This is a genomic window from Pseudoflavonifractor phocaeensis, assembly GCF_016901735.1.
In the GTDB taxonomy this organism is placed as follows: domain Bacteria; phylum Bacillota; class Clostridia; order Oscillospirales; family Oscillospiraceae; genus Pseudoflavonifractor_A.
Genome location: NZ_JACLZC010000010.1, coordinates 34629 through 56981, shown reverse-complemented (window position 1 = coordinate 56981; position 22353 = coordinate 34629). Strand labels below are relative to the sequence as shown.

Annotated in this window: 23 protein-coding genes and 2 riboswitches; all 23 genes read right to left on the bottom strand. The window is 65.7% G+C overall.

Translation table 11 applies throughout. The features are described from left to right. Positions 1–5: 5 nt before the first annotated feature. Positions 6–1289, bottom strand: coding sequence for a glutamate-1-semialdehyde 2,1-aminomutase (hemL, locus tag H7U37_RS03890; protein WP_204873777.1), 1284 nt, complete (start codon positions 1287–1289; stop codon positions 6–8). Further along, positions 1286–2269, bottom strand: a complete 984-nt coding sequence (gene hemB, locus H7U37_RS03885; RefSeq protein ID WP_204873775.1) for a porphobilinogen synthase — start codon at positions 2267–2269, stop codon at positions 1286–1288. The genes hemL and hemB overlap by 4 nt, the downstream gene beginning before the upstream one ends. 19 nt (positions 2270–2288) lie before the next feature. Then, positions 2289–3779, bottom strand: a complete 1491-nt coding sequence (cobA, locus tag H7U37_RS03880; protein ID WP_204873773.1) for a uroporphyrinogen-III C-methyltransferase — start codon at positions 3777–3779, stop codon at positions 2289–2291. Further along, entirely contained in the window at positions 3776–4654 is an 879-nt protein-coding gene (gene hemC, locus H7U37_RS03875; RefSeq protein ID WP_204873771.1) for a hydroxymethylbilane synthase, read from the bottom strand. The genes cobA and hemC overlap by 4 nt, the downstream gene beginning before the upstream one ends. Next, positions 4651–5097 (bottom strand): precorrin-2 dehydrogenase/sirohydrochlorin ferrochelatase family protein, encoded by a 447-nt coding sequence (locus H7U37_RS03870; protein ID WP_204873769.1) that lies wholly within the window; start codon positions 5095–5097, stop codon positions 4651–4653. Before H7U37_RS03870 ends, hemC begins: the two co-directional genes overlap by 4 nt. Then, the gene (locus H7U37_RS03865) at positions 5063–6307 is read right to left on the bottom strand and encodes a glutamyl-tRNA reductase (RefSeq protein WP_204873767.1); all 1245 of its coding nucleotides are present in this window, start codon (positions 6305–6307) and stop codon (positions 5063–5065) included. Before H7U37_RS03865 ends, H7U37_RS03870 begins: the two co-directional genes overlap by 35 nt. Next, positions 6304–6996, bottom strand: coding sequence for a precorrin-2 C(20)-methyltransferase (gene cobI / locus H7U37_RS03860; RefSeq protein WP_204873765.1), 693 nt, complete (start codon positions 6994–6996; stop codon positions 6304–6306). The genes H7U37_RS03865 and cobI overlap by 4 nt, the downstream gene beginning before the upstream one ends. A gap of 145 nt (positions 6997–7141) precedes the next feature. Beyond that, complete coding sequence (locus tag H7U37_RS03855) at positions 7142–7996, bottom strand: ATP-binding cassette domain-containing protein (RefSeq protein ID WP_204873763.1); 855 nt, start codon at positions 7994–7996, stop codon at positions 7142–7144. Next, a complete protein-coding gene (gene cbiQ / locus H7U37_RS03850; protein WP_204873761.1) occupies positions 7996–8772 on the bottom strand; it encodes a cobalt ECF transporter T component CbiQ in 777 nt (258 codons plus the stop codon). The genes H7U37_RS03855 and cbiQ overlap by 1 nt, the downstream gene beginning before the upstream one ends. Beyond that, a complete protein-coding gene (locus H7U37_RS03845; RefSeq protein ID WP_204873760.1) occupies positions 8772–9092 on the bottom strand; it encodes an energy-coupling factor ABC transporter substrate-binding protein in 321 nt (106 codons plus the stop codon). The genes cbiQ and H7U37_RS03845 overlap by 1 nt, the downstream gene beginning before the upstream one ends. A 12-nt stretch (positions 9093–9104) precedes the next feature. Next, positions 9105–9782 carry an energy-coupling factor ABC transporter permease gene (locus H7U37_RS03840; RefSeq protein WP_243414226.1) on the bottom strand — a complete coding sequence of 226 codons (678 nt, stop codon included), beginning with the start codon at positions 9780–9782 and terminating at the stop codon, positions 9105–9107. Positions 9783–9855: 73 nt separating this feature from the next. Then, a riboswitch (cobalamin riboswitch) is annotated at positions 9856–10029 on the bottom strand. A 22-nt stretch (positions 10030–10051) separates the two neighbouring features. Further along, positions 10052–10828 (bottom strand): sirohydrochlorin cobaltochelatase, encoded by a 777-nt coding sequence (locus tag H7U37_RS03835; RefSeq protein ID WP_204873756.1) that lies wholly within the window; start codon positions 10826–10828, stop codon positions 10052–10054. A gap of 4 nt (positions 10829–10832) precedes the next feature. Continuing rightward, positions 10833–11477, bottom strand: coding sequence for a precorrin-8X methylmutase (locus H7U37_RS03830; RefSeq protein ID WP_204873754.1), 645 nt, complete (start codon positions 11475–11477; stop codon positions 10833–10835). Then, the gene (locus H7U37_RS03825) at positions 11474–12979 is read right to left on the bottom strand and encodes a cobyric acid synthase (protein ID WP_204873752.1); all 1506 of its coding nucleotides are present in this window, start codon (positions 12977–12979) and stop codon (positions 11474–11476) included. Before H7U37_RS03825 ends, H7U37_RS03830 begins: the two co-directional genes overlap by 4 nt. A 1-nt stretch (position 12980) precedes the next feature. Next, positions 12981–14042: a pyridoxal phosphate-dependent aminotransferase gene (locus tag H7U37_RS03820; RefSeq protein WP_204873750.1), complete on the bottom strand. Its 1062-nt coding sequence runs from the start codon at positions 14040–14042 to the stop codon at positions 12981–12983. After that, a complete protein-coding gene (cbiB, locus tag H7U37_RS03815) occupies positions 14035–15030 on the bottom strand; it encodes an adenosylcobinamide-phosphate synthase CbiB (protein WP_204873748.1) in 996 nt (331 codons plus the stop codon). The genes H7U37_RS03820 and cbiB overlap by 8 nt, the downstream gene beginning before the upstream one ends. Positions 15031–15051: 21 nt before the next feature. Then, positions 15052–16443 (bottom strand): cobyrinic acid a,c-diamide synthase CobB, encoded by a 1392-nt coding sequence (locus H7U37_RS03810; RefSeq protein ID WP_204873746.1) that lies wholly within the window; start codon positions 16441–16443, stop codon positions 15052–15054. Beyond that, positions 16440–17636 (bottom strand): precorrin-6y C5,15-methyltransferase (decarboxylating) subunit CbiE, encoded by a 1197-nt coding sequence (gene cbiE / locus H7U37_RS03805; protein ID WP_204873744.1) that lies wholly within the window; start codon positions 17634–17636, stop codon positions 16440–16442. Before cbiE ends, H7U37_RS03810 begins: the two co-directional genes overlap by 4 nt. Continuing rightward, positions 17633–18379, bottom strand: a complete 747-nt coding sequence (gene cobK, locus H7U37_RS03800; protein ID WP_204873742.1) for a precorrin-6A reductase — start codon at positions 18377–18379, stop codon at positions 17633–17635. The genes cbiE and cobK overlap by 4 nt, the downstream gene beginning before the upstream one ends. Positions 18380–18383: 4 nt before the next feature. After that, positions 18384–19118 carry a precorrin-3B C(17)-methyltransferase gene (gene cobJ, locus H7U37_RS03795; protein WP_204873740.1) on the bottom strand — a complete coding sequence of 245 codons (735 nt, stop codon included), beginning with the start codon at positions 19116–19118 and terminating at the stop codon, positions 18384–18386. Next, positions 19115–20104: a cobalamin biosynthesis protein gene (locus H7U37_RS03790; RefSeq protein ID WP_204873738.1), complete on the bottom strand. Its 990-nt coding sequence runs from the start codon at positions 20102–20104 to the stop codon at positions 19115–19117. Before H7U37_RS03790 ends, cobJ begins: the two co-directional genes overlap by 4 nt. Then, entirely contained in the window at positions 20101–20859 is a 759-nt protein-coding gene (gene cobM / locus H7U37_RS03785; protein WP_204873736.1) for a precorrin-4 C(11)-methyltransferase, read from the bottom strand. Before cobM ends, H7U37_RS03790 begins: the two co-directional genes overlap by 4 nt. After that, a complete protein-coding gene (cbiD, locus tag H7U37_RS03780; RefSeq protein WP_338049769.1) occupies positions 20856–22001 on the bottom strand; it encodes a cobalt-precorrin-5B (C(1))-methyltransferase CbiD in 1146 nt (381 codons plus the stop codon). The genes cobM and cbiD overlap by 4 nt, the downstream gene beginning before the upstream one ends. 114 nt (positions 22002–22115) lie before the next feature. Then, positions 22116–22300, bottom strand: a riboswitch (cobalamin riboswitch). Positions 22301–22353 lie beyond the last annotated feature (53 nt).

Here is a 22353-nt window from a genome sequence, read left to right as displayed (position 1 = left end):
TTCTCTTACAGCGCCGCCAGAGAGGCGCGCACCGCCTCAATGGTCCGGTCCACATCTTCCTTGGTGTGGGCGTTGGAGAGGAACATGGCCTCGAACTGGGCCGGGGCCAGATAAATCCCCTGTTCCAGCATATTGGCAAAATAACGGGCGTACTTGCCCACGTCGCTCCCCTTGGCATCCACAAACGTGCTCACGGCGTCGGGGGTGAAGAAGGGAGCCAGCAGGGAGCCGATCTGGTTCACCGTCACCGGCGCGCCGGTCTCCGCCGCCGCCTTGCGCATCCCCTCCGCCAGACGGGTGGCCAGGGCGTCAATGTGGGTGTACACCTCGGGATGCTCCTTCAGATAGCGGAGCTGGGCAAGACCCGCCGCCATGGCCACCGGGTTGCCGCTGAGGGTGCCCGCCTGATAGACCGGCCCGCAGGGCGCCACTTCCTCCATCAGAGCGCGGCTGGCGCAATAAGCCCCCACCGGCATGCCGCCGCCGATGATCTTGCCAAAGGTGACGATGTCCGCTTTCACGCCGAAGTATGCCTGCGCGCCCCCCAGACCCAGCCGGAAGCCGGTGATCACCTCGTCAAAAATGAGGAGCGCGCCGTATTGGTCGCACAGGGTACGCAGACCGGCCAAAAATCCGGGCTTGGGTCCCACCACGCCCATGTTGGCCGCCACCGGCTCCACGATGACGCAGGCCACCTGGTTTTCATTGGCTTGGAGCAGGGTCTCCACGCTGGCAAGGTCGTTGAACTGGGCTGTCAGGGTGTGGCGCACCACGTCCTGGGGCACCCCAGCCGAGGTGGGATGTCCCCCCGCCAGCGCCGACGAACCGGCCCCCACCAGCAGACAGTCGCTGTGGCCGTGGTAGCAGCCCTCAAACTTGATGATCTTGTCCCGGCCGGTGGCCCCTCGGGCCAGCCGAATGGCCGACATCACCGCCTCGGTGCCCGAGTTCACCATGCGCACCATCTCAATATTGGGCACCAGCTCCACCATCCGCTGGGCGATCTCCACTTCCCGGGCGGTAGGCGCGCCGAAGGACAGGCCGTCCACCACCGCCCGTTCCACCGCCTCCCGGATGACCGGATGGTTATGGCCCAGAATCATGGGACCCCAGGAGCAGACATAGTCCAGATATTCGTTGCCCTCCACATCGTAGATATGGGCCCCGTCCGCCCGCTGAATGAAGCGGGGGGCCAGATTCACCGCCCGGAAGGCCCGCACCGGCGAATTGACGCCGCCGGGCAGTACCTTGACCGCTGCGTCAAAAAGTTCCTGTGAGGTCTTTTTCATCCGATCTCCCCCTCTTTCATGGCGTCGGCCAGCTCCTTGGCAAAATAGGTGATAAGCATGTTGGCCCCCGCCCGGTAGATGGATACCGCGCTCTCGCACATGACCCGGTGCTCGTCGATGAGCCCGGCGGCGCCGGCGGCCTTAATCATGGCGTATTCCCCCGACACCTGGTAGGCGCACATGGGCAGCTCGAAGGCGTCGGCACACTCCCGCAGCACGTCCAGATAGGGCATGGCGGGCTTGACCATCAGGATATCCGCTCCTTCCTCCACGTCCAGGGCGCACTCTTTCAGCGCCTCCCGGCGGTTGTGGGGGTCCATCTGGTAGCCCTTCCGGTCGCCGAAGGAGGGCGCGGAGCCCGCCGCCGCCCGGAAGGGACCGTAAAAGGCCGAGGCGTACTTGGCCGAATAGGACAGAATGGGCACGTTCTGATAGCCCGCGCCGTCCAGCGCCGCCCGGATGGCCGCCACCCGGCCGTCCATCATGTCGGAGGGGGCCACCATGTCCGCTCCCGCCTGGGCGTGGGACAGGGCGGTCTTGGCCAGCACCTCCAGGGTCTGGTCGTTGTCCACCTCGTGGCCGTGGAGGATGCCGCAGTGGCCGTGGTCGGTATACTCGCACATACAGACGTCGGTGATGACGTAGAAGTCGGGGTATTTGGCCTTGATGGCCCGGATGGCCTCCTGCACCACGCCGTGTTCGTCCCAGGCGGAGGAGCCGCAGGCGTCCTTATGGGCAGGCAGACCGAACAAAATGCACCGGCCCACGCCGTGTTCCAAACACTCGGCCACCGCGTCGGTGACGCAGTCCAGGCCATAGTGATACTGCCCCTCCAGCGAGGGAATGGGACGCCGGCCCTTCAGCTCCTCATCCACAAAGATGGGATAGATCAGGCTGTCGGGGGACATGCGGGTCTCCCGGCACAGGCGGCGGATGCTGTCATTGCCCCGCAGGCGGCGGGGACGGTTGATAAGCTCCATGAGAAAAGCACCTCCAAGGTCAAAGTACCTCTGCCGCCAGCGCGGTCAGCGCGTCGATGGTGGCGGCGGAAGCAACTTCCACGGCAATGCCGTATTTTCTTGCTTCGGCGGCGGTCTGTTCCCCGATGCACAGCCCCGTGATCCGGGAGAAGTCCGCGTCCGCCCCCACCGTAGACACAAAGCCCTTGACCGTGGAGGCCGAGGTGAAGGTCACGGCGGAAAGGGTCCCCTCCCCCAGCGCCTGGCGGAGTGCTTCCGAGCGGGGATTTTCATATCGGGTGGAATAGACCGCTACGTCGTTATACGTTATGCTACGCCCCGCAAGGGCCGCTGTCAAGTCGGCGGAGCCCAGTTCGGCCCGCAGAATGAGGACCTGCTCCCCCGCTTGGGCGGGCAGCCCTTCCCCCAGATGGCGGGCGTCGTACACCTGGGGCACATAGTCGGCCTTTAAGCCCAGGGCTTTGAGGCCTTTGGCGGTGCCGCTCCCGATGGCCGCCAGCTTGACGCCGTACAGCGCCCGGGCGTCCTTCCCCTGCCGGTCCAGTTCGTCCCGGAGGGCCCACACCCCGGCGGGACTGGTAAAAACCAGCCAGCGGTAGTCCGCCAGATGAGACAGGGCTTCCTCCATGGCCGGACAGGGCGCTATGGGCATCGTCTCGATGCAGGGATATTCCCACACCTCCGCGCCCAGCGCCCGCAGCTTGTCCGACAGCGTCCCCGCCCGGTCCTTGGGACGGGTCACCAGAATGGTCTTTCCCTTCAGGGGCAGACGGTCAAACCAGTCAAACCGCTGGGCCAGAGCGCAGACCTTGCCCACGACGCTGATGGCCGGACTGGTAATATGGTGCTCCTTTGCCAGCGCCGCCAGCGTGGCCACCGTGCCGTCCACCCGCCGCTGGGCGGAGGTGGTGCCCTTCTCCACGATGGAAGCGGGAGTATCTCCGTCCATCCCCGCCGCCATCAGACCGGCGCAAATGTCGGGCAGGCTGCTGACCCCCATGAGGAAAACCAACGTGCCCTTGGTGCGCACCAGGGCTTCAAAGTCGATGTCCAGCTGCTTGCCCGCCCGCTGGTGGCCGGTGACGATGTGAAGGGAGGAGCAAAAATCCCGGTGGGTCACCGGAATGCCGCCGTAGGCTGGCACCGCGATGGCGGAAGTAATGCCCGGCACCTCCTGGAAGGGAATGCCATGCTCCTCCAGCAGCTCCAGCTCCTCGCCGCCCCGGCCGAAGAGGAAGGGGTCGCCCCCCTTGAGCCGTACCACCACCTTGCCCTCCTGGGCCTTGCCCAGCAGGATGCGGTTGATCTCCTCCTGGGGCACCTTGTGGCGGGCCGCTTCCTTGCCCACGTCGATTTTTTCCGCGCGCTCCGGGATGAGGGCCAGAATATCCGGGCTCACCAGCCGGTCATAGACCACCACCTGGGCCTCCAAAATGGCCCTCCTGCCCTTCACCGTCAGCAGACCTGGGTCGCCCGGACCCGCACCCACCAGAATCACCCTTCCGCTCATGCCTCTCTCCTCCTGATCCGCCGGGCCAGCGTCTGCCCCAGCTGCTCTCCTTCGGCTCTCGGGCCGGAAATATGTCCGATCACCGGGCGGTCCTCCTCGTCCACGTCCATGCCGGTGAGATGGAGGGTCTCCCCCTCCACCGTGGCATAGGCCGCCACCGGCGACGAGCACCCGCCGTCCAGCGCCCGTACAAAGGCCCGTTCCGCCAGGATGCAGTCCCGCCCGTCCCGGTCGGCAAAGGCGGAGAGAAAACCGCCGTCCTCCCCGGCCCGCATCTGGGCCGCCAAAATGCCCTGACCGGCGGCGGGGATCATCTCGTCGGTGGTAAAATAGCGGCTGATCCGGTGGGTGAGACCCAGGCGCTCCAGCCCCGCCGCCGCCAGCACCAGGGCGGAATACTGCCCCTCGTCCAGCTTGCGGAGCCGGGTGAGCACGTTGCCCCGCACCGGCTGAATCTCCATCTCCGGAAACAGGGCCGCCAGCTGCACCGCCCGGCGGCGGGACGCACAGCCGATGGGACGGCTCTTGTCCAGCTCGGTCACTCCTTCGGGGAGAACCAGCACGTCCCGGGGGTCGGCCCGGCGGGAAAAGGCCGTCAGCGGCAGCTTGGGGTCGATGTCCATGGGCAGGTCCTTGCCGCTGTGAACGGTGACGTCCACACGCTTTTCCAGCAGCGCCGCGTCCAGTTCCTTGACGAAAAGGCCCTTGCCCCCCACCTTATCCAAAGTTCGGTCCAAAATTTTGTCGCCGGTGGTTTTCATGGTCACCAGCTCCACCGCCGCCTCCGGGCACGCCCGCCGGATGGCCGCGATGGCGATCTCCGCCTGAATCACCGCCAGCTTGCTCTCCCGGCTGCCCACACGGATACATTTCATTCCAATTCCTCCAGTACCGCCCGGATGGCCTTGGCCGCGGCGGCTGTTTTATGATGGTCGGTCCCGTCGGAAACCACACCGGCGATCATCCCGTTTCCGGTACACAGCGCCGGGAAGAAAAAGGTGCACTCCTCCGCCTGGTCGGCCACGCTCACCGGGATGGACTGCCGCCGGGCTTCTTCGCCTACGGCCCGGTTCACCGCCCGGTCGTCGGTGGCCGCCACCGCCAGAAAAGCCCCCGTCAGGTCGCCCGGCGCATAGGAGCGGCACAGATGGGTGATGCCCTCCATGGGTTGGGCCAGATGGGGGGCGATCACCGTCACATCCGCCCCAAAATCCCGCAGCCCCTTGGCCCGGCGCAGGGCGATCCTGCCGCCCCCCACCACCACGGCTCTTCTGCCGCGCAGGTCAACGAACAGCGGAAAGCGCAGGTTTTCTTCCATGGTTCTCCTCCTCGTCCGGCCGGCCGCCGTTGCGGGTCCGGATCTTCCGGTCACAGCGGAGCAGGTCCTCCGGGCTCAGGTTGGTCTCCTTTAACCCGCCGGCCATCAGATCCACCGCCCGGCTCACCGCAAATTCCGTCAGCTCCCGCTGGTCCAGTTCCCCCCACTCGGGACTCTCCAGCACCCGCTGGGTGATGTCCCGCTTGAGCTGCTCCAGGGCCGAAAGGCTCTCCCGATAATCCCCCCACTGGCGGAACCGCTGGAGATGATGGGCCAGAATGGCCTCCACCTCCGGCGGCGCCACCGGGTGGAGCTCCGCCCCCAGGGTGTCTACATTATAAAGGCTCACGCCGAGCACCTCCCCCGCCTCCGGCTGGATGTCCCGGGGAATGGCCAGGTCAATGGCCCAGCGGGGCGGCTGCTGCATCCCCTCCAGATCCGCCCGACTGACGGTATAATGGGGGCTGGTGGTGGCGGAGAGCAGAATATCCGCCCCGTCCAGCGCGGTGAAACGCGCCTCATAGGGCACCACCGCGCAGCCAGCCGGCACCACCGTCTCCCCGTGGTGGTAGGAACGGAGGGTCACCGTCACCTGGCAGCCCGCCTCCCGCAGCAGACCCGCCGCCAGACGGCCCATTTCACCGTTGCCGATGACCACCGCCTTCCGACCGCGCAGGTCCCCCCCTTCCCGCTGCAAAACCTCCACCGCCCGACCGGCCGCCGAGGTGGGAATCTGGTTGAGGTGTACCTTGGTCTTGACCGCCTTGGCGGCGGAGACGGCGGTGCGGAACAGCGTCTCCATCACCGGGTCGGCGGCGCTCTGCGCCCGGGCAATGGTGATGGCCGCTTTGACCTGGGAGACGATCTGGTCCTCCCCCCAGATCTGGGACTGGAGGCCGGAAGCCACCTCGGTCAGATGCCGGGCCGCCTCCATGCCCGACCGGGTGACAAAAGCGCCGGAAAAAGGGGCGTACGCCTGACCGGCGGCACGGCACAGCACCTCGCCCGGATTGGGCATTTCGCCCAGTTCACAGGAGAGGTACAGCTCCGTACGGTTGCAGGTGGAGATGAGCACGCAGCCCGCCACCCGGGGCTCCGTCCGCCGGATGAGACTGACCAGCTCCCCCACGCCGTTTTTGGTAAAAGACAGCTTCTCCCGCAGGGCGATGGGGGCCAGCTGGTAGTCCAGCCCCGACATGATGATGTTCAAGACTCCTCCCCCGCTTTCACCAGCACCACCGAGAAATAGCCCTCGCCGTCCCCCAGTTCCTTGAGGTCACGGCACACCCGCTCCCCCTCCATGCCGCAGTTGGACACCAGTTCCGCTTTCTCCAAAAGACCATGCTCTGCCAGCTTGTCCCGCAGGGCGGGCAGGGATTTGCCCGACTTCATAAAGACATAGTTGGCCGGAAGGTTCAGACAGTCGTCCACCCCCTCATAGGAGCCGGGCACGATCAGCAGCCGCTCGCCCCCCTCACACAGGGAGGTCCCCAGCCGGGCCGCCACCGCGCAGAAGGAGGGGACGCCGGGGATGAGCGCCGTCTCATAGCCCCGGGCGGCTACCTTTTTGTGGACGTAGAGATAGGTGGAGTAGACGGTGGGGTCCCCCAGGGTGATGAAGGCCACCGTCTTGCCCTCGTCCAGCAGGGCGCAGATCCGGTCGGCGATTTCGGTATAACAGCCGTCCAGCAGCGCCTTATCCCGCACCATGGGGGTGGGACAGGAGAGAAGGGGCTTGCCCTCCACATGGGCGCGGACGATGTTCAGCGCCGTCTTTTCGCCGCTGCCCTTATCCGGCACCGCCACCACGTCCGCCTCCCGCAAAATGCGGGCCGCTTTCAGCGTCAGCAATTCCGGGTCGCCGGGGCCTACCCCCACCCCGTACAGTTTTCCTTTCATCCCTGGTTCCTCCTATTGTTCCTCATTCGGTATCGGTCGGGCGCGGCGCTCCGCTGGCGCCCTCACCGCTTTTGCCGCGGCGCTGCGCGCGCGCCGGTCTCTTCTTTCTTTCGAGAAAGAAAGAAGCAAAGAAAGCTTTATACCGCTATTCAGTGCCTAAAATGCGTTTGATCTCTCGCCGTGCGGCGCTGATGGTGGCCGCGGAGCGGTCCGCGTCCAGCCCGTCCACATCCCGCAGGATCTCCATCAGATGGGCAATCCGTGGGAGACGCAGATGGTTTTCCCGTAAAAGTTCCGGTTGGGTCAGCAGTTCCTCCACCGTGCCCTCCCCCGTCACCTTGCCCCCGCTGAGGAGGTAGGCCCGGTCACAGTAGAGGGGAACGATGTCCATGTCGTGGGTGGCGATGAGGAAGGTGATGCCCAGGCCGTCCCGCAGCTCGGTAATGAGCCGCATGATCTCCCCCACCCCCTGCGGGTCCAGCCCGGCGGTGGGCTCGTCCAGAATTACCACCTGGGGCTCCATGGCCAGCACGCCGGCGATGGCCACACGCTTTTTCTGGCCGTAGGACAGGGCGTGGGTGGGCTTATCCCGCAGGGCCGTTACGCCCGTCCGCTCCATGGCCCACGCCACCCGGCGGCGCACCTCCTCCGCCCCAAGGCCCAGGTTCACCGGGCCGAAGGAGATGTCCCGGTAGACGTCCGCCGAGAAGAGCTGGTCGTCCGGGTCCTGAAACACAATCCCCACCCGGCGGCGCAGGTCCATGAGACCCTTTTTGTCATAGCGCACCGGGGCGCCGTCCACCAGCACCGTGCCGCGCTTGGGCCGGAGGACCCCGTTCAGATTGAGAAACAGCGTGGATTTGCCCGCGCCGTTCCCCCCCAAAATGCCGGTGACCTTGCCCCGGCGGGCGTTCAGGTTCACCCCGTCCAGCGCCAGGGTCCCGTCCTCGTAGGCGTAGGTCAGGTCCCGCGCCTCAATGGCATATTCCGTGCCTTCCATCAGAGCAACCACCTTTCCAGCGCAAAGATCCCCAGCTGGGCCGCACATACCCCAGCCGCCGCCCAAAAACAGGGCTTGCCGCTCTCATAGTCCCGGGCCAGGGTGGTCAAAGCGCCGGTGTAGCCCCGGGACTCCAGCGCCGCGTATACCCGGTCTCCCTGCCGCCAGGCCCGCAGAAAGACCATGGAGGCCAACACCCCCACGTCGTCGATGCTCCGCCGGGCGCTGCCGTAGCCCAGGCGGGATTTCTGCGCCACCCGGATGCGGTCGGCCCCGTCGGTGAGGGTGAAAATAAAGCGGTAGATGAGCTCCATCAGCTCCACCATCAGGGCGGGGACGTGGAGCCGCCGCAGACCCTGGGTCAGGTCCACCACCGGGGTGGTGAGGGCCAGAAAATACATACTGGCCACCACACCCAGCGCCCGGCAGAACATGGACGCTCCTTCCCAAAGGCCCGCCCGGTCCACGCCCCACAGCATATCCCCCACCGGAATGCCCACCAGCAGCGCCGACTCCGGCGGGTAGGCCTGCACCACCATGGTGAGACTGCCGATGGCCAGAAAGGCAAGGGGGATTTTCATAAAGTGGCCAAAGGTCCGCAGCTTCTGACCGCCCCACAAAATGGTGAGTCCGCCCATGAGCAGCATGGTGAACAGTCCCACCGCCGCCATGCCGCAGCAGAGACAGACCACCGACGCCAACAAGGACACAAATCCCTTGCCCAGCGGGTCCATCCGCCGCAGCGGAGAGCAGTAGGCATACCGGTCGGTGCCCATTACGCCTGAGACTCCTTGGCCTTGGGGGAAGTTTCTTCCTTGGTCTTGCTCCCCTTGGCGGTGAGACGGCCGATGATAAAGCACACCACGCCGGAGCCGATGGCCGCCTGCACGGCAAAGAGCATGGACTCCACCTCGCCGCTGGCCGGCTCCAGCACCGGCTCGAACCAGGTCTCATAGGTGGGGTTCAGTTCCCCCACCAGCTCCTCGGCCTGACCGTCGGCCCCGCCGAATTCCGCGTCCTGACGCAGCCACAGGGGCACCGCCGCCAGAATCACCACCAGAAGGAGCAAAAGCGCGTTTTTCTGCCAGAGTTTCATGTTCTTCCCTCCTTACAGCACGGCGAGCTCGTGAAGCTCATTTTCACTGTACTTGACCAGCACATTGAACACCACCACCGTCAGCAGGCCCTCTGCAATGGACAGGGGGATCTGGGTAAGGGCAAACACCGTGAGGAATTTGGCGATCCCGCCGTGGACCACGCCCATCTGAACGGAGGTCACCACATAGGTAAAGAGATCGCCCAGGGCGGCGGCGCAGAACACGCCCACCGTGGGGGAGACTTTGGCCTTTTTCAGCAGCTGATAGACCGCCCAGGAGACCAGCGGACCGGCCACCGCCATGGAGAAGACGTTAGCCCCCAGGGTGGTGAGACCGCCGTGGCCCAGCAGCAAAGCCTGGAAAATGAGGACGATGAGGCCCAGAACCGCCGTGGCCGTCGGCCCAAAGAGGACCGCGCCCAATCCCACGCCGGTGGGATGGGAACAGGAACCGGTGATGGAGGGGATCTTCAGCGCCGAGAGCACAAAGGCGAACGCGCCGCACATGGCCAGCAGGATCTTGGCCCGGGGGGCCAGATCCACCCGCTTTTTGATGGAGAAAAAGCCAACCACCACAAAGGGGACAGACACCAGCCCCCACAGGATGCACCAGGTGGGGGGCAGCTGACCCTCGGCGATGTGCATGGCCGAGGCCGGCTGGAGCAGCACGCCCAGCAGCGCGGCGGCCATGGCCCCCGTCCGGGCCCAGCGGGGTACAGAATTGTGATTCATACGTTTTCCTTCCTTTCCTATCGTTCGTAGGTTGTTGGAACCGGACAGGGCAGGTCTTCCGGCTTGGGTCTCATCGCGGCGCGCGCCTTCCCGGGTCGCCCCAGTGGCTCTTTGCGCGCCCCTCCCCCCTTACGGCAGCGGGACTGCGCGGGAGTTGCACCCGTCTTCCCTGTTGGGCTTTCGCACCCTGTCCTTCTTACCATATATATAAACGGGTCGCCCCGGAATCACCCTTCCGCCGCGCGCTTGGCGTGGTCGGCAAAAATCGCCCGGATGGCCGGGTATTCTCCCAGCCCCCGCAGTACCGGCTCCACCTGATAGCCCGCCTGCTCCATGCGGTTCTTCCACGAATCCGGCTCCGGCCCCGCCATGTCGTTCTGGGCGTGGTCGCCCGCCACCACCATGAAGGGATAGAGCCGCACCCGTTTTACCTCCGGGTGCTCCGCCAGCCGGCGCATCACCTCGTCGGTACCCGGATAGCCCTCCACCGTGCCGAAAAAGGCCCGTTTCCACCCCAGATCGTGGAGCAGATACTCCATCTGGAGATAGGCCGGGTTGGCGTAGTGCTCGGTGCCGTGGCCCATGAACACCACCGCCTCGTCCTCCGCCGGAGGGGCGATGGAGGTTTGCAGCGCTTCCGCCACCGCCTGATAGTCCTCCAGCTCGGTGAGGAGCGGTGTACCCATCCGCAATTCCATCTGCCCGGTAAAGGGCTGGGCCTGGGCGGTGAGTTTATCGTATTCGTCACCGTTCATGATGTGGGTGGGCTGGAGGATGACGCGCGCCACCCCTTCCGCCTCCAGCTTGCGCAGGGCGGCGGGAACGTCATCCATCTCCACCCCCCGGCTGGCCCACCGCCGGAGGATCATTCCGCTGGTAAAGGCCCGGCGGAGGGGCAGGTTGGGAAAAAGACGGCCGATATCCCCTTCAATGGCCGCGATATTCTTTTCCAGCGTCTCCGGATAACTGGTGCCGAAGGACACCACCAAAATCGCTTCTTTCATCTTCTCACTCCCGCTCGTTATGGGACGCGGTATACAAAAGGGCGTTGCAGATGGCCGCCGCCACGTTGCTGCCGCCCTTGCGTCCTCTGGCCACGATGTGCTCCCCCGGCATGGTGAGCAGCAGCTCCTTGGACTCCACCACGTTCACAAACCCCACCGGCACGCCGATGACCAGCGCCGGACGGAGCTTGCCCGCTTCCATCAGCTCACAGGCCCGCACCAGCGCCGTGGGCGCGTTGCCCAGCGCCAGAATGAGGGGACGGTCCAGCGCCGCCGCCCGCTCCATGGACACCGTGGCCCGGGTCACCCTCCGTGCCTTGGCCTCCTGGGCCACGTCCGGATCGCTCATGAAGCACAGGACCTCTCCGCCGAATTTGCCCAGTACCGTTTTATTGATGCCCGACCGGGCCATTTGGGTGTCGGTGACGATGACGCATCCCGACCGGATTGCACATAGACCCGCCTCCACCGCGCCGGCGGTAAAGACCAGATTGTCGGCATAGTCAAAATCCGCCGTGGTGTGGATCACCCGCTTGACGATGGGGGCCTGCTCCGCCGGAAAAGTCCGGTCTCCCAGCTCGGCGGTGATGAGCTCCATGCTCCGCGCCTCAATGTCCCCCGGCGCCACCCGCTGCAATGTTACCTTCATCCTTCCACACCTCGCTCCAAAATCTCGTAAATGGCCTTCATGTCCAGACTGGCCCGCACGCCGGCGGCCAGTTTGTCGTATTGCTGCTCCTGATAGGCGTCCCAGTCCACCGCCGTGGCATCCGCTTCCAGGCCCTTGGCCCGGCGGAGACAGTTTACCACCGCCTGGGCGCAGGATGCCCGGTCAAAAATGCCGTGGACATAGCTGCCCCACACATTTCCGGCACAGCAGCCGTCAGCTTTCTCCTCCCCGGTCTGGCTTTTGATCTGTACCAGGGCGGGGCCGTCGATGGTGGTCACCCCCATGTGGATCTCGTAGCCCGCGAAGGGCACGCCGGAAAGGGCGGCAAAGATCCCGCTGCCGGCGGTGAAGGTCCCCTCCACCTGGGTGCGGGTCTTTTCACCCAAAAACACCGTGTCGGTGGGCAGCAGCCCCAGACCGGCCAGCGTACCGCCCCCCTCTACTCCCTCCGGGTCGGAGACGGCGCGGCCCAGCATCTGATAGCCGCCGCAGATGCCCACCACCGCCCCGCCGGCCGCCGCATGCTTGAGGATAGCGGCTTCCAGGCCGCTCTCCCGCAGCCAGCGCAGGTCGTCCATGGTGTTCTTGGTGCCCGGCAGAATCACCAGATCGGGCTTGCCCAGCTCCTTGGGGGAACGGACATAGCGGAGGGTCACCTCCTCCATCCGCTCCAGGGCGTTGAAATCGGTAAAGTTGGAGAGGCGGGGCAGACGCGCCACCGCGATGTCGATGAGTCCCTTTTTCGCCGGGCGCTGCTCCAGCCGCTGGGACAGGGAGTCCTCGTCGTCCACGTCCACGTCCAGCATGGGCACCACCCCCAGCACCGGCTTGCCGGTGAGCCGTTCCAATTGGACCAGACCGGGCCGCAAAATTTCCACGTCTCCCCGGAATTTATTGATGACGGTCCCCCGGATCAGCTGCTGCTCCTCCGGCGGTAACAGGGCAATGGTGCCGTACAGAGCGGCAAACACGCCCCCCCGGTCGATGTCGCCGCACAGCAGCACCGGCGCTTTGGCCATGCGGGCCATGCCCATGTTCACGATGTCGTCCTTTTGCAGATTGATCTCCGCCGGAGAACCGGCCCCTTCAATCACGATAATATCGTATTCTTCCGCTAAAGAATGATAGGCCGCCATGATGTCGGGCGCCAGCGCCTTTTTATAGGCGAAGTAGTCCGCCGCTTTCATGGTCCCCCGGGGCACGCCGTTGACGATGACCTGGGAGCCGGTGTCGTTGGTGGGCTTGAGCAGGATGGGGTTCATCCGCACCGACGGGGTGGTCCCCGCCGCCTGGGCCTGCATCACCTGGGCCCGGCCCATCTCCAGCCCCTCCGGCGTGATACAGGAGTTAAGGGCCATATTCTGGGACTTGAAGGGCGCCACCCGGTAGCCGTCCTGCCGGAAGATGCGGCACAGCGCCGCCGCCAGCAGGCTCTTTCCCGCGTTGGACGCCGTCCCCTGTACCATGATCGCCTTTGCCATTTCAAAGCACCTCCCGCAATGTCTGGATGAGGACCAGATTTTCCTCGTGGGGGCGGACCGCCGCCCGGTAATAGTCAGGGCCCAGCCCCGGATAGTTGGCACAGGACCGGATCAGAATGCCCCGCCGGGCCAATCGTTCCTTTAAGTCGGTGCAGCCCGCCCGGCGGAAGAGGAGATAATTGGCCGCCGCCGGGTAGACCTTCATCCCCAGTCCCTCCAGCGCTCTGGCCAAAAACGGCCGCTCTTTTGCCAGAAAATCCCGGGCTTGGGCTGGATGATAGGGACACTCCGTCAGCGCCGCCAGTCCCGCCGCCTGGGCCACCGCCGACACGCTCCACGGCTGGGCGCAGGCCCACAGCTTCTCCCGCAGTTCCCCGTCTCCCGTGATGCAGTAGCCCAGACGCAGCCCCGGCATGGCGTAGCATTTGGTCAGGGCCCGCAGCAGCGTGAGACCCGGATACCGCTCCAGCCAGCTCGCCCGGCTGTTGGCCGGTCCGCCGTCGGTCAGCTGCAAAAAGCACTCATCCAGCACCACCCGGATGCCCTTGGCGCGGCAATGGTCCAGAATCGCCGCCAGTACCTCCGTCTCGATGGGGACTCCCGTGGGATTGTTGGGGGTGCAGAGAAACAGAATGTCCACATCGTCCCGCAAATCCGCTATCATCTCCGCCGTGAGCGCAAAATCCGTCTCTTCCCGCAGCAGGTGGCGCTCCACCCGGCACCCCGCCGCCGACAGTGCCTGGGCATACTCGGAAAAGGTGGGGGCGGTGACCACCGCCTTTCGGGGTCCCAGGGCAAAGACCAGCCGGAAAATCAGATCCGCCGCCCCGTTGCCGCACACGATCCATTCCGCCGGAACGCCGTCCCGGGCCGCGATGGCCGCCGCGAGCTCCCGGCAGAACGGGTCCGGGTAGCGCTCCGCCCCGTCAACGGCCCGGCGGGCTGCCGCCCGCACCGCCTCCGGCATCCCCAAGGGATTCAGATTGGCGGAAAAATCCAGTATGTTTCCGTCCACACCCGGACGGACCGACCAGAAATCGCCGCCGTGGGCGTAGTCAGCCATGGAAAAATCCTCCCTTGAGTAAGGTCACGATGAGGGGAAGGGCGCAGAACAGCACCAGCGACAAAAACGCCGTGCCGTACATCAGGCGGTTGGCCCGCAGGATGTCGGCCGCCTCCACCGGCCGCCCCGGGTCGCCGATGGTGGGCTTTTCCACCAGCTTGCCGAAGTAATAATTGCTCCCCGCCAGCTGTACCTCCAGCGCCCCGGCGCAGGCCGCCTCGGTGTGGGCCGAGTTGGGGCTTTTGTGGTTCTTCCGGTCCCGCCGGAAGATGCGCCACGCCTCTTTCCCGTTCAGCCCGCACAGCCACGCCGCCAGGCACATCAACACGCCCGACAGCCGGGCCGGGATAAAATTGAGTACGTCGTCCCATTTGGCCGCCGCCCGGCCGAAATATAGATACCGGTCGTTCTTGTAGCCCACCATGGAGTCCATGGTATTGCACGCCTTATAAAACATGCCCAGGGGCGCGCCGCCCACGGCCAGAAAAAGCAGCGGCGCAATGACGCCGTCCGAGGCGTTCTCCGCTACCGTCTCCACCGCCGCCTTGGCCACCCCTTCCGCGTCCAGCCGCTCGGTGTCCCGGCCCACGATCATGGAAACGGCGTGTCTGGCCTCCTCCAGCGTACCGCTCCGCAGGGCGGAAAAGACCTTCATGCTCTCGTCCCGCAGCGAACGGGTGGCCAGAAGCTGATAGCAGATCAGAGCGTCTACTCCAAAGGTCAGCGCCCAATGGACTTCATCGCACAGACAGAGCAGCAAGGCCGTCAGGCCCGTGGAAATACCGGCCGTCAGCACCACCAGCACCCCGCCGGCGATGAGCTCCCCCCTCTTGGTCTTGGGGAACAGCCGGCGCAGCGGCGTTTCCAGGCCCGCAATCAGTCCGCCGATGGCGCGGACCGGATGGGGCGCCCAGTGGGGATCGCCCAGCAGCAGATCCAGGCAAAAGCCCAGCAGCAGGGCGGCAAGATGACCGGTCATCCAACTCATGGCGGTCAGCTCCTTTCGGTATCAGGGATGGTTCCGCCGCCACGCCGCCGCGGCGCGGACGAACCGCTCCGCCGCCTGCGGTATGGCGCAGAAATGAAAATGGGGAAATCCGGCGTACAAAGTGGGGGTGTGATAGGCGCAGTCCCACTGCCGGGGCTTGGTATTGGTCACCCCGTCCTGGGGCTTTTCCGCCCAAAAATCGGCGCCCGGCGCTTCCACGTCCCAGTAGTGAAATTCATGGGCGGGAAAGGCGCTCCCGGCAGGCCCCAGCAGGCCGCTTTTCCGGGCGGTGAGAGTCACATAGCCAAACCGGCTCAGACGGCCGGTGTTTTTTCCCTCCCCCGCAAAAACTCCCGCCATGGGCCAAGCTGTGCCCACCGGATCGGTCAGGGTTTTTTGGAGATACAAAAATCCGCCGCACTCCGCCACTGTGGGCATTCCCCCCTGGACGGCTTGAAAAACGGCCTCCCGCATGGAGCTGTTTTCCGAAAGCGCTTTTGCATAGAGCTCCGGATAGCCGCCCCCCAGATAAAGTCCGCCGATTTTATCAGGCAAGTTTTTATCCTTTACAGGCGAAAAGGGCACCAGCTCCGCCCCCAGACCCTCCAGCAGCGCCAGGCCGTCGGCATAGTAAAAACAGAATGCCTCGTCTCTGGCCACGGCGATGCGGGGACAATCGGGGATCACCGGCAGATTTTCCCCTTCCGGCACCTCAAGCGGCGGCGCGGAACGGGCCAGCTCTAATAATCCGTCCAGATCCAGCCCCGCTTCGGCCAGCTCCGCCAGCTTGTCCAGCTTTGCCCGCAAATCGGCCACCTCGCCGGCGGTCACCAGGCCCAGATGGCGGCTCTCAATGGCGCACTCCGGTTTTTGGGGGAGAAAGCCATATACCTTTACACCCGTTTCCCGCTCAATGCAGTCCTTCAGCCGGGGGTAGAGCATGGGGGACACCCGGTTGAGAATCACCCCCGCCACCCCGCTGGGACGCCGTAAAGTAATGATACCTGCCACCGTTGCCGCGGCGGAGAGGGCCTTGCCCCGGACGTCCACCACCAGCACCGCCGGGGTCTGGGTCGCCATCGCCAGGCGGTAGGCGCTGGCCGCCTCCCCCATGCCGATGCCGTCATAATAACCCATGGCGCCCTCAATGACCGCCAGGTCGCCCGTCCGGCCGTTGCGCCGCAGCAAAGCCCGCGCCCCTTCCTCCCCCAGAAAGAAGAGGTCCAGATTCCGGCTGCGGGCCCCGATCACTTGGGTGTGAAACATGGGGTCGATGTAGTCCGGGCCGCTTTTGCAGGCCACCGGCTGCAGTCCCCGGCGGATGAGGGCTTGCAGCAGGGCGCAGGTCACCGTGGTCTTTCCGCTGCCGCTGCTTGGCGCGCACAGCAGCAGACGGGGGAGCGCCTCCTTCATTCCGCTCCCTCCCCGCTGATGATCCACACCGGGTTATTGGCGTCCAGCATATGATAGGGTCCCACCTGCCTGGTGCGGGTCACTGCGATCTGGACGATATCCACATCCCGAAACCCCTTGGCTTCAAAGACCCGGACGCTCTCGGCCAGGGTCTCCAGCGTCACCGCCGTGGCCACCGCCCGCAATGCCGGCTGCTTCGCCAGCGCCGCGGTGAGACTTTCCTCCATGGTCCCGGCGGTGCCCCCCAGAAAGACCCGGTCCGGCGCGGGCAGGTCCTTCAACGCCTCCGGCGCATGGCCGGGTACGGCGGTAAGGTTGCAAATGCCAAAACGCTGCCGGTTCTCTTCCAGCAACGCCAGCGCCGGTTCCTCCTTCTCGACGGCGTACACCCACCCCGCCGGACAGGCCAGTGCGCACTCGATGGACACCGAGCCGGTACCCGCGCCCACATCCCACACCACATGATGGGCCTGGGGGCGCAGCTTGGAGAGCACCAGCGTCCGCACCTCTTCCTTGGTCATGGGCGCCTTGCCCCGCTGAAAAGCGCTGTCCGGCAGGCCCGGCGCAGTAGAGGTTCGGACAACCGGATTCGGATTCTCTACCAGCATCACCGCCAGACTTGCAAAGGTCTCTTCCGCCAGCTCCGCCGCGCTGCCCCCGCAGATGCGCTCCTCCGGATAGGAGAGCCGCTCCCCCACCCACACCCGCAGACCGCCCAGGCCGTGGCCGGTCAGGTCCTTACAGACGTCCTGGGCCAGGGTGGCCCCGCCGGTGAGGAGAAAGGTGCGGCGGTGGCTGGTGATCTCCCCCAGGGCGTTGTGGGCCCTGCCGTGGGCGCTGACGATATGGACGTCCTGCCAGGCCGTACCCAGCCGGGCGCAGAAATAGGACAGGCTGCTGATACCGGGGATGGACCGGACCTCATCGCACTCCAGCCGCTCCCGCAGCTTTTGAGCGCCGCTGTAAAAGCCCACGTCGCCCGAGAGAAGCACCCCCACGGGGCCCTCCTCCACGCCGGCAACGGCGCGGGCCACGTCCTCCGCCGCGATGAGCGCCCGGCAGTCCCGGCCCTGGTATGGCTCCAGCAGGCGGGGCGCGCCAATGAGCATCTTGCTCTCCTCAATGGCCGCCCTGGCCTCCAGCGTTAAGGTGGCGGGATTGCCCATACCCACCCCGATGAGATACACTCTCATGCTTGTTTCCTCCTCAGCAGCTCCTTGCACCGCTCCAGATCCAGCCCCGCTTCCCGCCGGGGCCGCTCCACCACCAGCAGCGCGCACCCGCAGGCCGCCGCCGCGTCCGCCTTCTCCCGGAACCCGCCATAACTGCCGGAATCCTTGGTCACCAGGGTGCGGATGTGAAACTGCCGGAGCATGGCCTCGTTCAGCGCCCGGGAAAAGGGGCCCTGCATACAGATCACATGGGCCGGCGGAAAGCCCAGCGTTAAGCACCGCTCCAGGGACTCCACCGTGGGCAGCACCCGGGGATAGCACCGCTCCACCAGACCGGGCTGGGCAAACTGGTGCAGCTCCTTGCTGCCGGTGGTGAGCAGCACGTTCCCGGGCAGCTTGTGCAGCATCCGGGCCGCCGTGGCCATATCCTCCGCCTTGTGGCAAAGGTCCTCTCCGTCGGAGCTGCGCAGCAGCCGGTAATAGGGCAGCCCCACGGCAGCGGCGGCCCGTTTGATGTTTTCCGTCACCGCCACGGCATAGGGATGGGTGGCGTCTATCACGCAGGAAAATGGACGCGCTTCCATCCGCCCTTCCATCTCCCCCTGTTCCATCCGGCCGGCGTGGACCGTCAGACCGGGGCAGGGCGTCATCAGCTCCGCGCCGTACTCCGTGGCCACGCAGACGGTGGGACGGTCGCCCCGGCGGACCAACCACTCCGCCAAAATGCGGCCCTCCGCCGTCCCGCCGAAAATCAGCACCTCCATGGGCTTATCCCCGGCGGGTGGCATAGCCCCGGGGGGTCACCAGCTTCCCGCCGATCACCCGGGTCTCGCTGCTGCCCACGAACACCGTGGTAAACATATCCACCGGCTCGTCCCGCAGCTCGCGCAACGTCAGAATACGGGCGGTCTCCCCCTCCCGGCCGATGTTGCGCACCCAGCCGCAAGGGGTGTCTCCGTCCTTCTCCTCCAGCAGAATGTCGCAGGCCTTCCGGAGATGATCCGGACGGCTGTGACTGGCCGGATTGTAGAGGCAAATCACAAAATCCGCCAACGCCGCGCACTTGAGCCGCCGGACGATCTTCTCCCAGGGGGTGAGCAGGTCGGAAAGGGAGATCACCGCGAAATCGTGGGTCAGCGGCGCACCCAGCACCGCCGCGCCGCCGCAGGCCGCCGTGATGCCGGGGATCACCTCGATGTCGATGGGAATATACTCCTGGGCGACCTCGTAGACAAGCCCCGCCATGCCGTAGACCCCCGCGTCCCCGGAGCACACCATGGCCACATGCTTCCCCTCCAGCGCCTTCTCCACCGCCAGACGGCAGCGGTCCACCTCCCGGCGCATCCCGGTGGCCAGACACTCCTTTTCCGGAAATTCCGGCCGGATCAGCTCCACATAGGCCGTATAGCCCACGATCAGGTCGCATTCCTCCAGCGCCGCCCGGGCCCGCCCGGTGAGGTCCTGACCCGCGCCGGGGCCCAGTCCAATGACCGTTACTTTCATACCTTGCTCCTCTCTGCCACCGCTGCGGTGACGCCGTCCCGCGCCTGCTTGGGGACCACGCACCGGCCCCCCTCCGCCGCCCGTACCGCGGCCCGCTCACAGACGTTCTCCACCCCCGTCACCGAACGCACAAAGGCCGACGGGGTAAAATTTCCGTTTACTTCCGCCAATTCTGCGGCGGAATAGGTGACCAACGGCCACCCCATTGTCTCACAAAAGGCCAGCAGGCCCGGCTCGTGGGCCTTCAGGTCGATGGTGGCCACACAGGCCACCGCCCGCTCTTCCCAGCCGGTCAGCGCCTCCTGTACCGCCTGGGCGACGGCCGCTTCCGGCGTCCCCCGCCGGCAGCCCACCCCCACCGTCAGGCAGCGGGGCACCAGCCGCAGGGTCCGGGCAAACGGTCCCGGCCCCGTCCGGGCGGTGACCCAGACGCCCAGCTCCCCTTCCGTGCCCAGACCTTCCGGCATGGGGTGGCCGAAGTCGCTGTAAAAACCCACCGGTTCCCCCGCCAGCAGGGCGGACGATATCTCCTTGGCCAGCGTCCGGTCGGTTATGGCCAGCTGCTGTTCCTTTGCCCACGCGTCCACGGCAAAGAGACCGTTGACGTCGGTGGCGGTGGAAATGACCGCCTGTCCGCCGGTGAGGTCCGCCACCTGCCGGGCCAGGGCGTTGGCGCCCCCCACATGGCCGGAGAGGAGGGGCACGGCGAACTGTCCCCCCTCGTCCACCGAGACCACCGCCGGGTCGGTGAATTTATCCTTCACATGGGGGGCGATGGCCCGCACCGCGATGCCGCAGGCCCCCACAAAAATCAGGCCGTCGCTCTCCCGCCACCGCTGGGCGGTCCATTGGCTTAGGCTGTCTGCCGCTTCCAGACCGGGAATCTTTCCCTTGCCCAGTCCGAAGGCTCGTCCGCCAAAGGTCTCCGCCAGCCTGCGGGCCAGCGCACCGCCCCGGGCGGTGAAGGCGATGACCGACAGCTTCACCCTTCGGTCCCCTGCCGGCAGCCGTGGGTAAAGGTGGGGTCGTAGAGCTTGGACCGCTCATACTCCTTGCCCAAAAATCCACCTACGGTAATCAATGCCGTCTTGGTGACGTGGTTGTCCCGGGCGGTCTTGGCCAGGGTGGACACGGTGCACCGATAGACCTGCTCCTCCGGCCAGGTAGCCTTATAGACGATGGCCGCCGGAGTGTCCGGGCTGTAACCGCCCGCCATCAGCTCCCGCTCCACCTCTTCCAGAAGGCCCGTGGAGAGAAAGAGCACCATGGTGCAGCCGTGACTGGCCATTTTAGACAGTTTTTCCCCCTCCGGCACCGGGGTGCGCCCCGCCATGCGGGTGATGATGACGCTCTGGGACACGTCGGGCAGCGTATACTCCGCCTGTAACGCCGCCGCCGCGCCGGAAAAAGAGGAGACCCCCGGCGTCACGTCATAGGCAATGCCCTTTTCGTCCAAAGCGTCCATCTGCTCCCGAATGGCCCCGTACAGCGACGGGTCCCCGGTGTGGAGCCGCACCGTGGTCTTGCCGGCCGCCTCCGCTTCCTCCATGACGGCCAGCACCTCCTCCAGGGTCATGCCCGCGCTGTCATAGACGGCACAGTCCTCCTTTTTGTAATCCAGCAAGGCCGGATTCACCAGAGAACCGGCGTAAATAATCACGTCCGCCCCGCCCAGAAGCCGGGCGCCCCGTACCGTAATGAGATCTGCCGCGCCCGGTCCGGCGCCAATAAAATGGATCATCTTGTCTCCTCCTCTCCCCGGTGGAGGGGCAGCAGCGCCGCCGCGCCCGGGGTCATCGCCAAAAGTCCGTGCTGCTTGGTAAAAGCCACCGCGCCGATGGTCATTCCGCCGGCCCGGGCGGTGAGGTGGGCGTCCAGCGCCCCCATGAGGGACTCCAGCGTGTCCTCCAGCAGTCCCGCAGCCCGCAGCCGGTCCAGCGCCGCCTCGGTGGTGACGCAGTCGTAAAGGTCCCGGATCACCGCTCCCGCGCCGCCGCTCAGGGCCGCGTGGGTGCATAAGCTCTCCCGCCGCCCGTCGGACACCGCCGAGTGGGTGTTGAAATTGCCCGCCGCCACCTTGGACAGCTTGCCCAGATGGCTCACCAGCAGGAAGGACCGGAAGCCCTTCCCCGCCGCGTAGTCGATGCAGTTACCCAGGTAATTGCTGCATGAGCACAGATTCTGAAGGGAAAGCCCCAGATCCGTCCGGGCGAAGTCCGCGCCGTAGTTGCCCGGCGTCACCAGCACGTCCCGCCCGCCCCTGGCATAGAGCTGGTCCAGCTCCAGATAGAGGGAGTCCACCAGCGCCGCCTCGCTCATGGGCCGGACGATGCCGCTGGTCCCCAAAATGGAGATCCCGCCCTCAATGCCCAGCCGGGGATTGAAGGTCTTGGCCGCCAGACCGACCCCCGCCGGCGCCGAAATCGTCACCGTCAGCCCGCAGGAGACGCCGGCCGCCTTCAGCGCCGCTTCGCACTCGGCGCGGATCATCCGCCGGGGCGTGGAGTTAATGGCCGCCTCCCCCACCGGCTGGTCCAGACCGGGACGGGTCACCCGTCCCACGCCCGCGCCGCCTGCTATCACGATCCCCCCCGCCGGACGGCAGACCGCCTTGGCGTAAATCAAAATCCCGTCGGTCACGTCCGGATCGTCGCCGCCGTCCTTGCGCACCGCGCAGCTGGCCCAATCGCCGCCCCGGCATACCTCCTCCAGCTCCGCCGTCACGCAAATGCCGGCCGGAGTCCGGATCTCCACCGCCGCCGGACACCGGCCCGTCAGCAGATACTCCGCCGCGCCCCGGGCTGCCGCCGCCGCACAGGTCCCGGTGGTATAGCCGCAGCGCAGCCGTTCCTTCCCCACCGGAATATAGTGCTCCAAACGCACCCCGCTCCCTCCTTCTTTCTCACACAAAAAACCCGCTCCATCCTGCGCAAGAATGGAGCGGGCCCAGAACATTCAAAATCCATGCACGCGCCATACTCTCCACCTAAGAGTGACGAACGGCTTCCGTATCGGCAGGTCTCCTGGCTCTCGGTTCTTCCGCGGGCGGCGCCTTCTCGACGTCTCTCGTCAATGGCTTATGCCGCCCTTGTCCCCGTTTACAGTAGAGGTGTGACTGCGCCGGTTTTGACCGGACTTCCCTTTTCAGCGGCCTGTTCGCCGCACCGCACGGATCATGTATTTGCTTGTAGCACTGATTGTATCAGATTTTTGACCAAAAAGCAAAGGTCAAATC

Bases quoted from the DNA above. Each gene is read 5' to 3' on its own strand.
- H7U37_RS03820 (WP_204873750.1), bottom strand. From the start codon at position 14,042: ATGGCTGACTACGCCCACGGCGGCGATTTCTGGTCGGTCCGTCCGGGT.
- H7U37_RS03870 (WP_204873769.1), bottom strand. From the start codon at position 5,097: ATGGAAGAAAACCTGCGCTTTCCGCTGTTCGTTGACCTGCGCGGCAGA.
- H7U37_RS03845 (WP_204873760.1), bottom strand. From the start codon at position 9,092: ATGAAACTCTGGCAGAAAAACGCGCTTTTGCTCCTTCTGGTGGTGATT.
- hemL (WP_204873777.1), bottom strand. From the start codon at position 1,289: ATGAAAAAGACCTCACAGGAACTTTTTGACGCAGCGGTCAAGGTACTG.
- cbiE (WP_204873744.1), bottom strand. From the start codon at position 17,636: ATGAGAGTGTATCTCATCGGGGTGGGTATGGGCAATCCCGCCACCTTA.
- H7U37_RS03825 (WP_204873752.1), bottom strand. From the start codon at position 12,979: ATGGCAAAGGCGATCATGGTACAGGGGACGGCGTCCAACGCGGGAAAG.
- cbiQ (WP_204873761.1), bottom strand. From the start codon at position 8,772: ATGGGCACCGACCGGTATGCCTACTGCTCTCCGCTGCGGCGGATGGAC.
- H7U37_RS03855 (WP_204873763.1), bottom strand. From the start codon at position 7,996: ATGGAAGGCACGGAATATGCCATTGAGGCGCGGGACCTGACCTACGCC.
- cobM (WP_204873736.1), bottom strand. From the start codon at position 20,859: ATGATCCATTTTATTGGCGCCGGACCGGGCGCGGCAGATCTCATTACG.
- cbiB (WP_204873748.1), bottom strand. From the start codon at position 15,030: ATGAGTTGGATGACCGGTCATCTTGCCGCCCTGCTGCTGGGCTTTTGC.
- H7U37_RS03830 (WP_204873754.1), bottom strand. From the start codon at position 11,477: ATGAAGGTAACATTGCAGCGGGTGGCGCCGGGGGACATTGAGGCGCGG.
- H7U37_RS03835 (WP_204873756.1), bottom strand. From the start codon at position 10,828: ATGAAAGAAGCGATTTTGGTGGTGTCCTTCGGCACCAGTTATCCGGAG.
- hemC (WP_204873771.1), bottom strand. From the start codon at position 4,654: ATGAAATGTATCCGTGTGGGCAGCCGGGAGAGCAAGCTGGCGGTGATT.
- cobJ (WP_204873740.1), bottom strand. From the start codon at position 19,118: ATGAAAGTAACGGTCATTGGACTGGGCCCCGGCGCGGGTCAGGACCTC.
- H7U37_RS03810 (WP_204873746.1), bottom strand. From the start codon at position 16,443: ATGAAGGAGGCGCTCCCCCGTCTGCTGCTGTGCGCGCCAAGCAGCGGC.
- cobA (WP_204873773.1), bottom strand. From the start codon at position 3,779: ATGAGCGGAAGGGTGATTCTGGTGGGTGCGGGTCCGGGCGACCCAGGT.
- cobK (WP_204873742.1), bottom strand. From the start codon at position 18,379: ATGGAGGTGCTGATTTTCGGCGGGACGGCGGAGGGCCGCATTTTGGCG.
- H7U37_RS03840 (WP_243414226.1), bottom strand. From the start codon at position 9,782: ATGGCCGCCGCGCTGCTGGGCGTGCTGCTCCAGCCGGCCTCGGCCATG.
- cobI (WP_204873765.1), bottom strand. From the start codon at position 6,996: ATGAAAGGAAAACTGTACGGGGTGGGGGTAGGCCCCGGCGACCCGGAA.
- hemB (WP_204873775.1), bottom strand. From the start codon at position 2,269: ATGGAGCTTATCAACCGTCCCCGCCGCCTGCGGGGCAATGACAGCATC.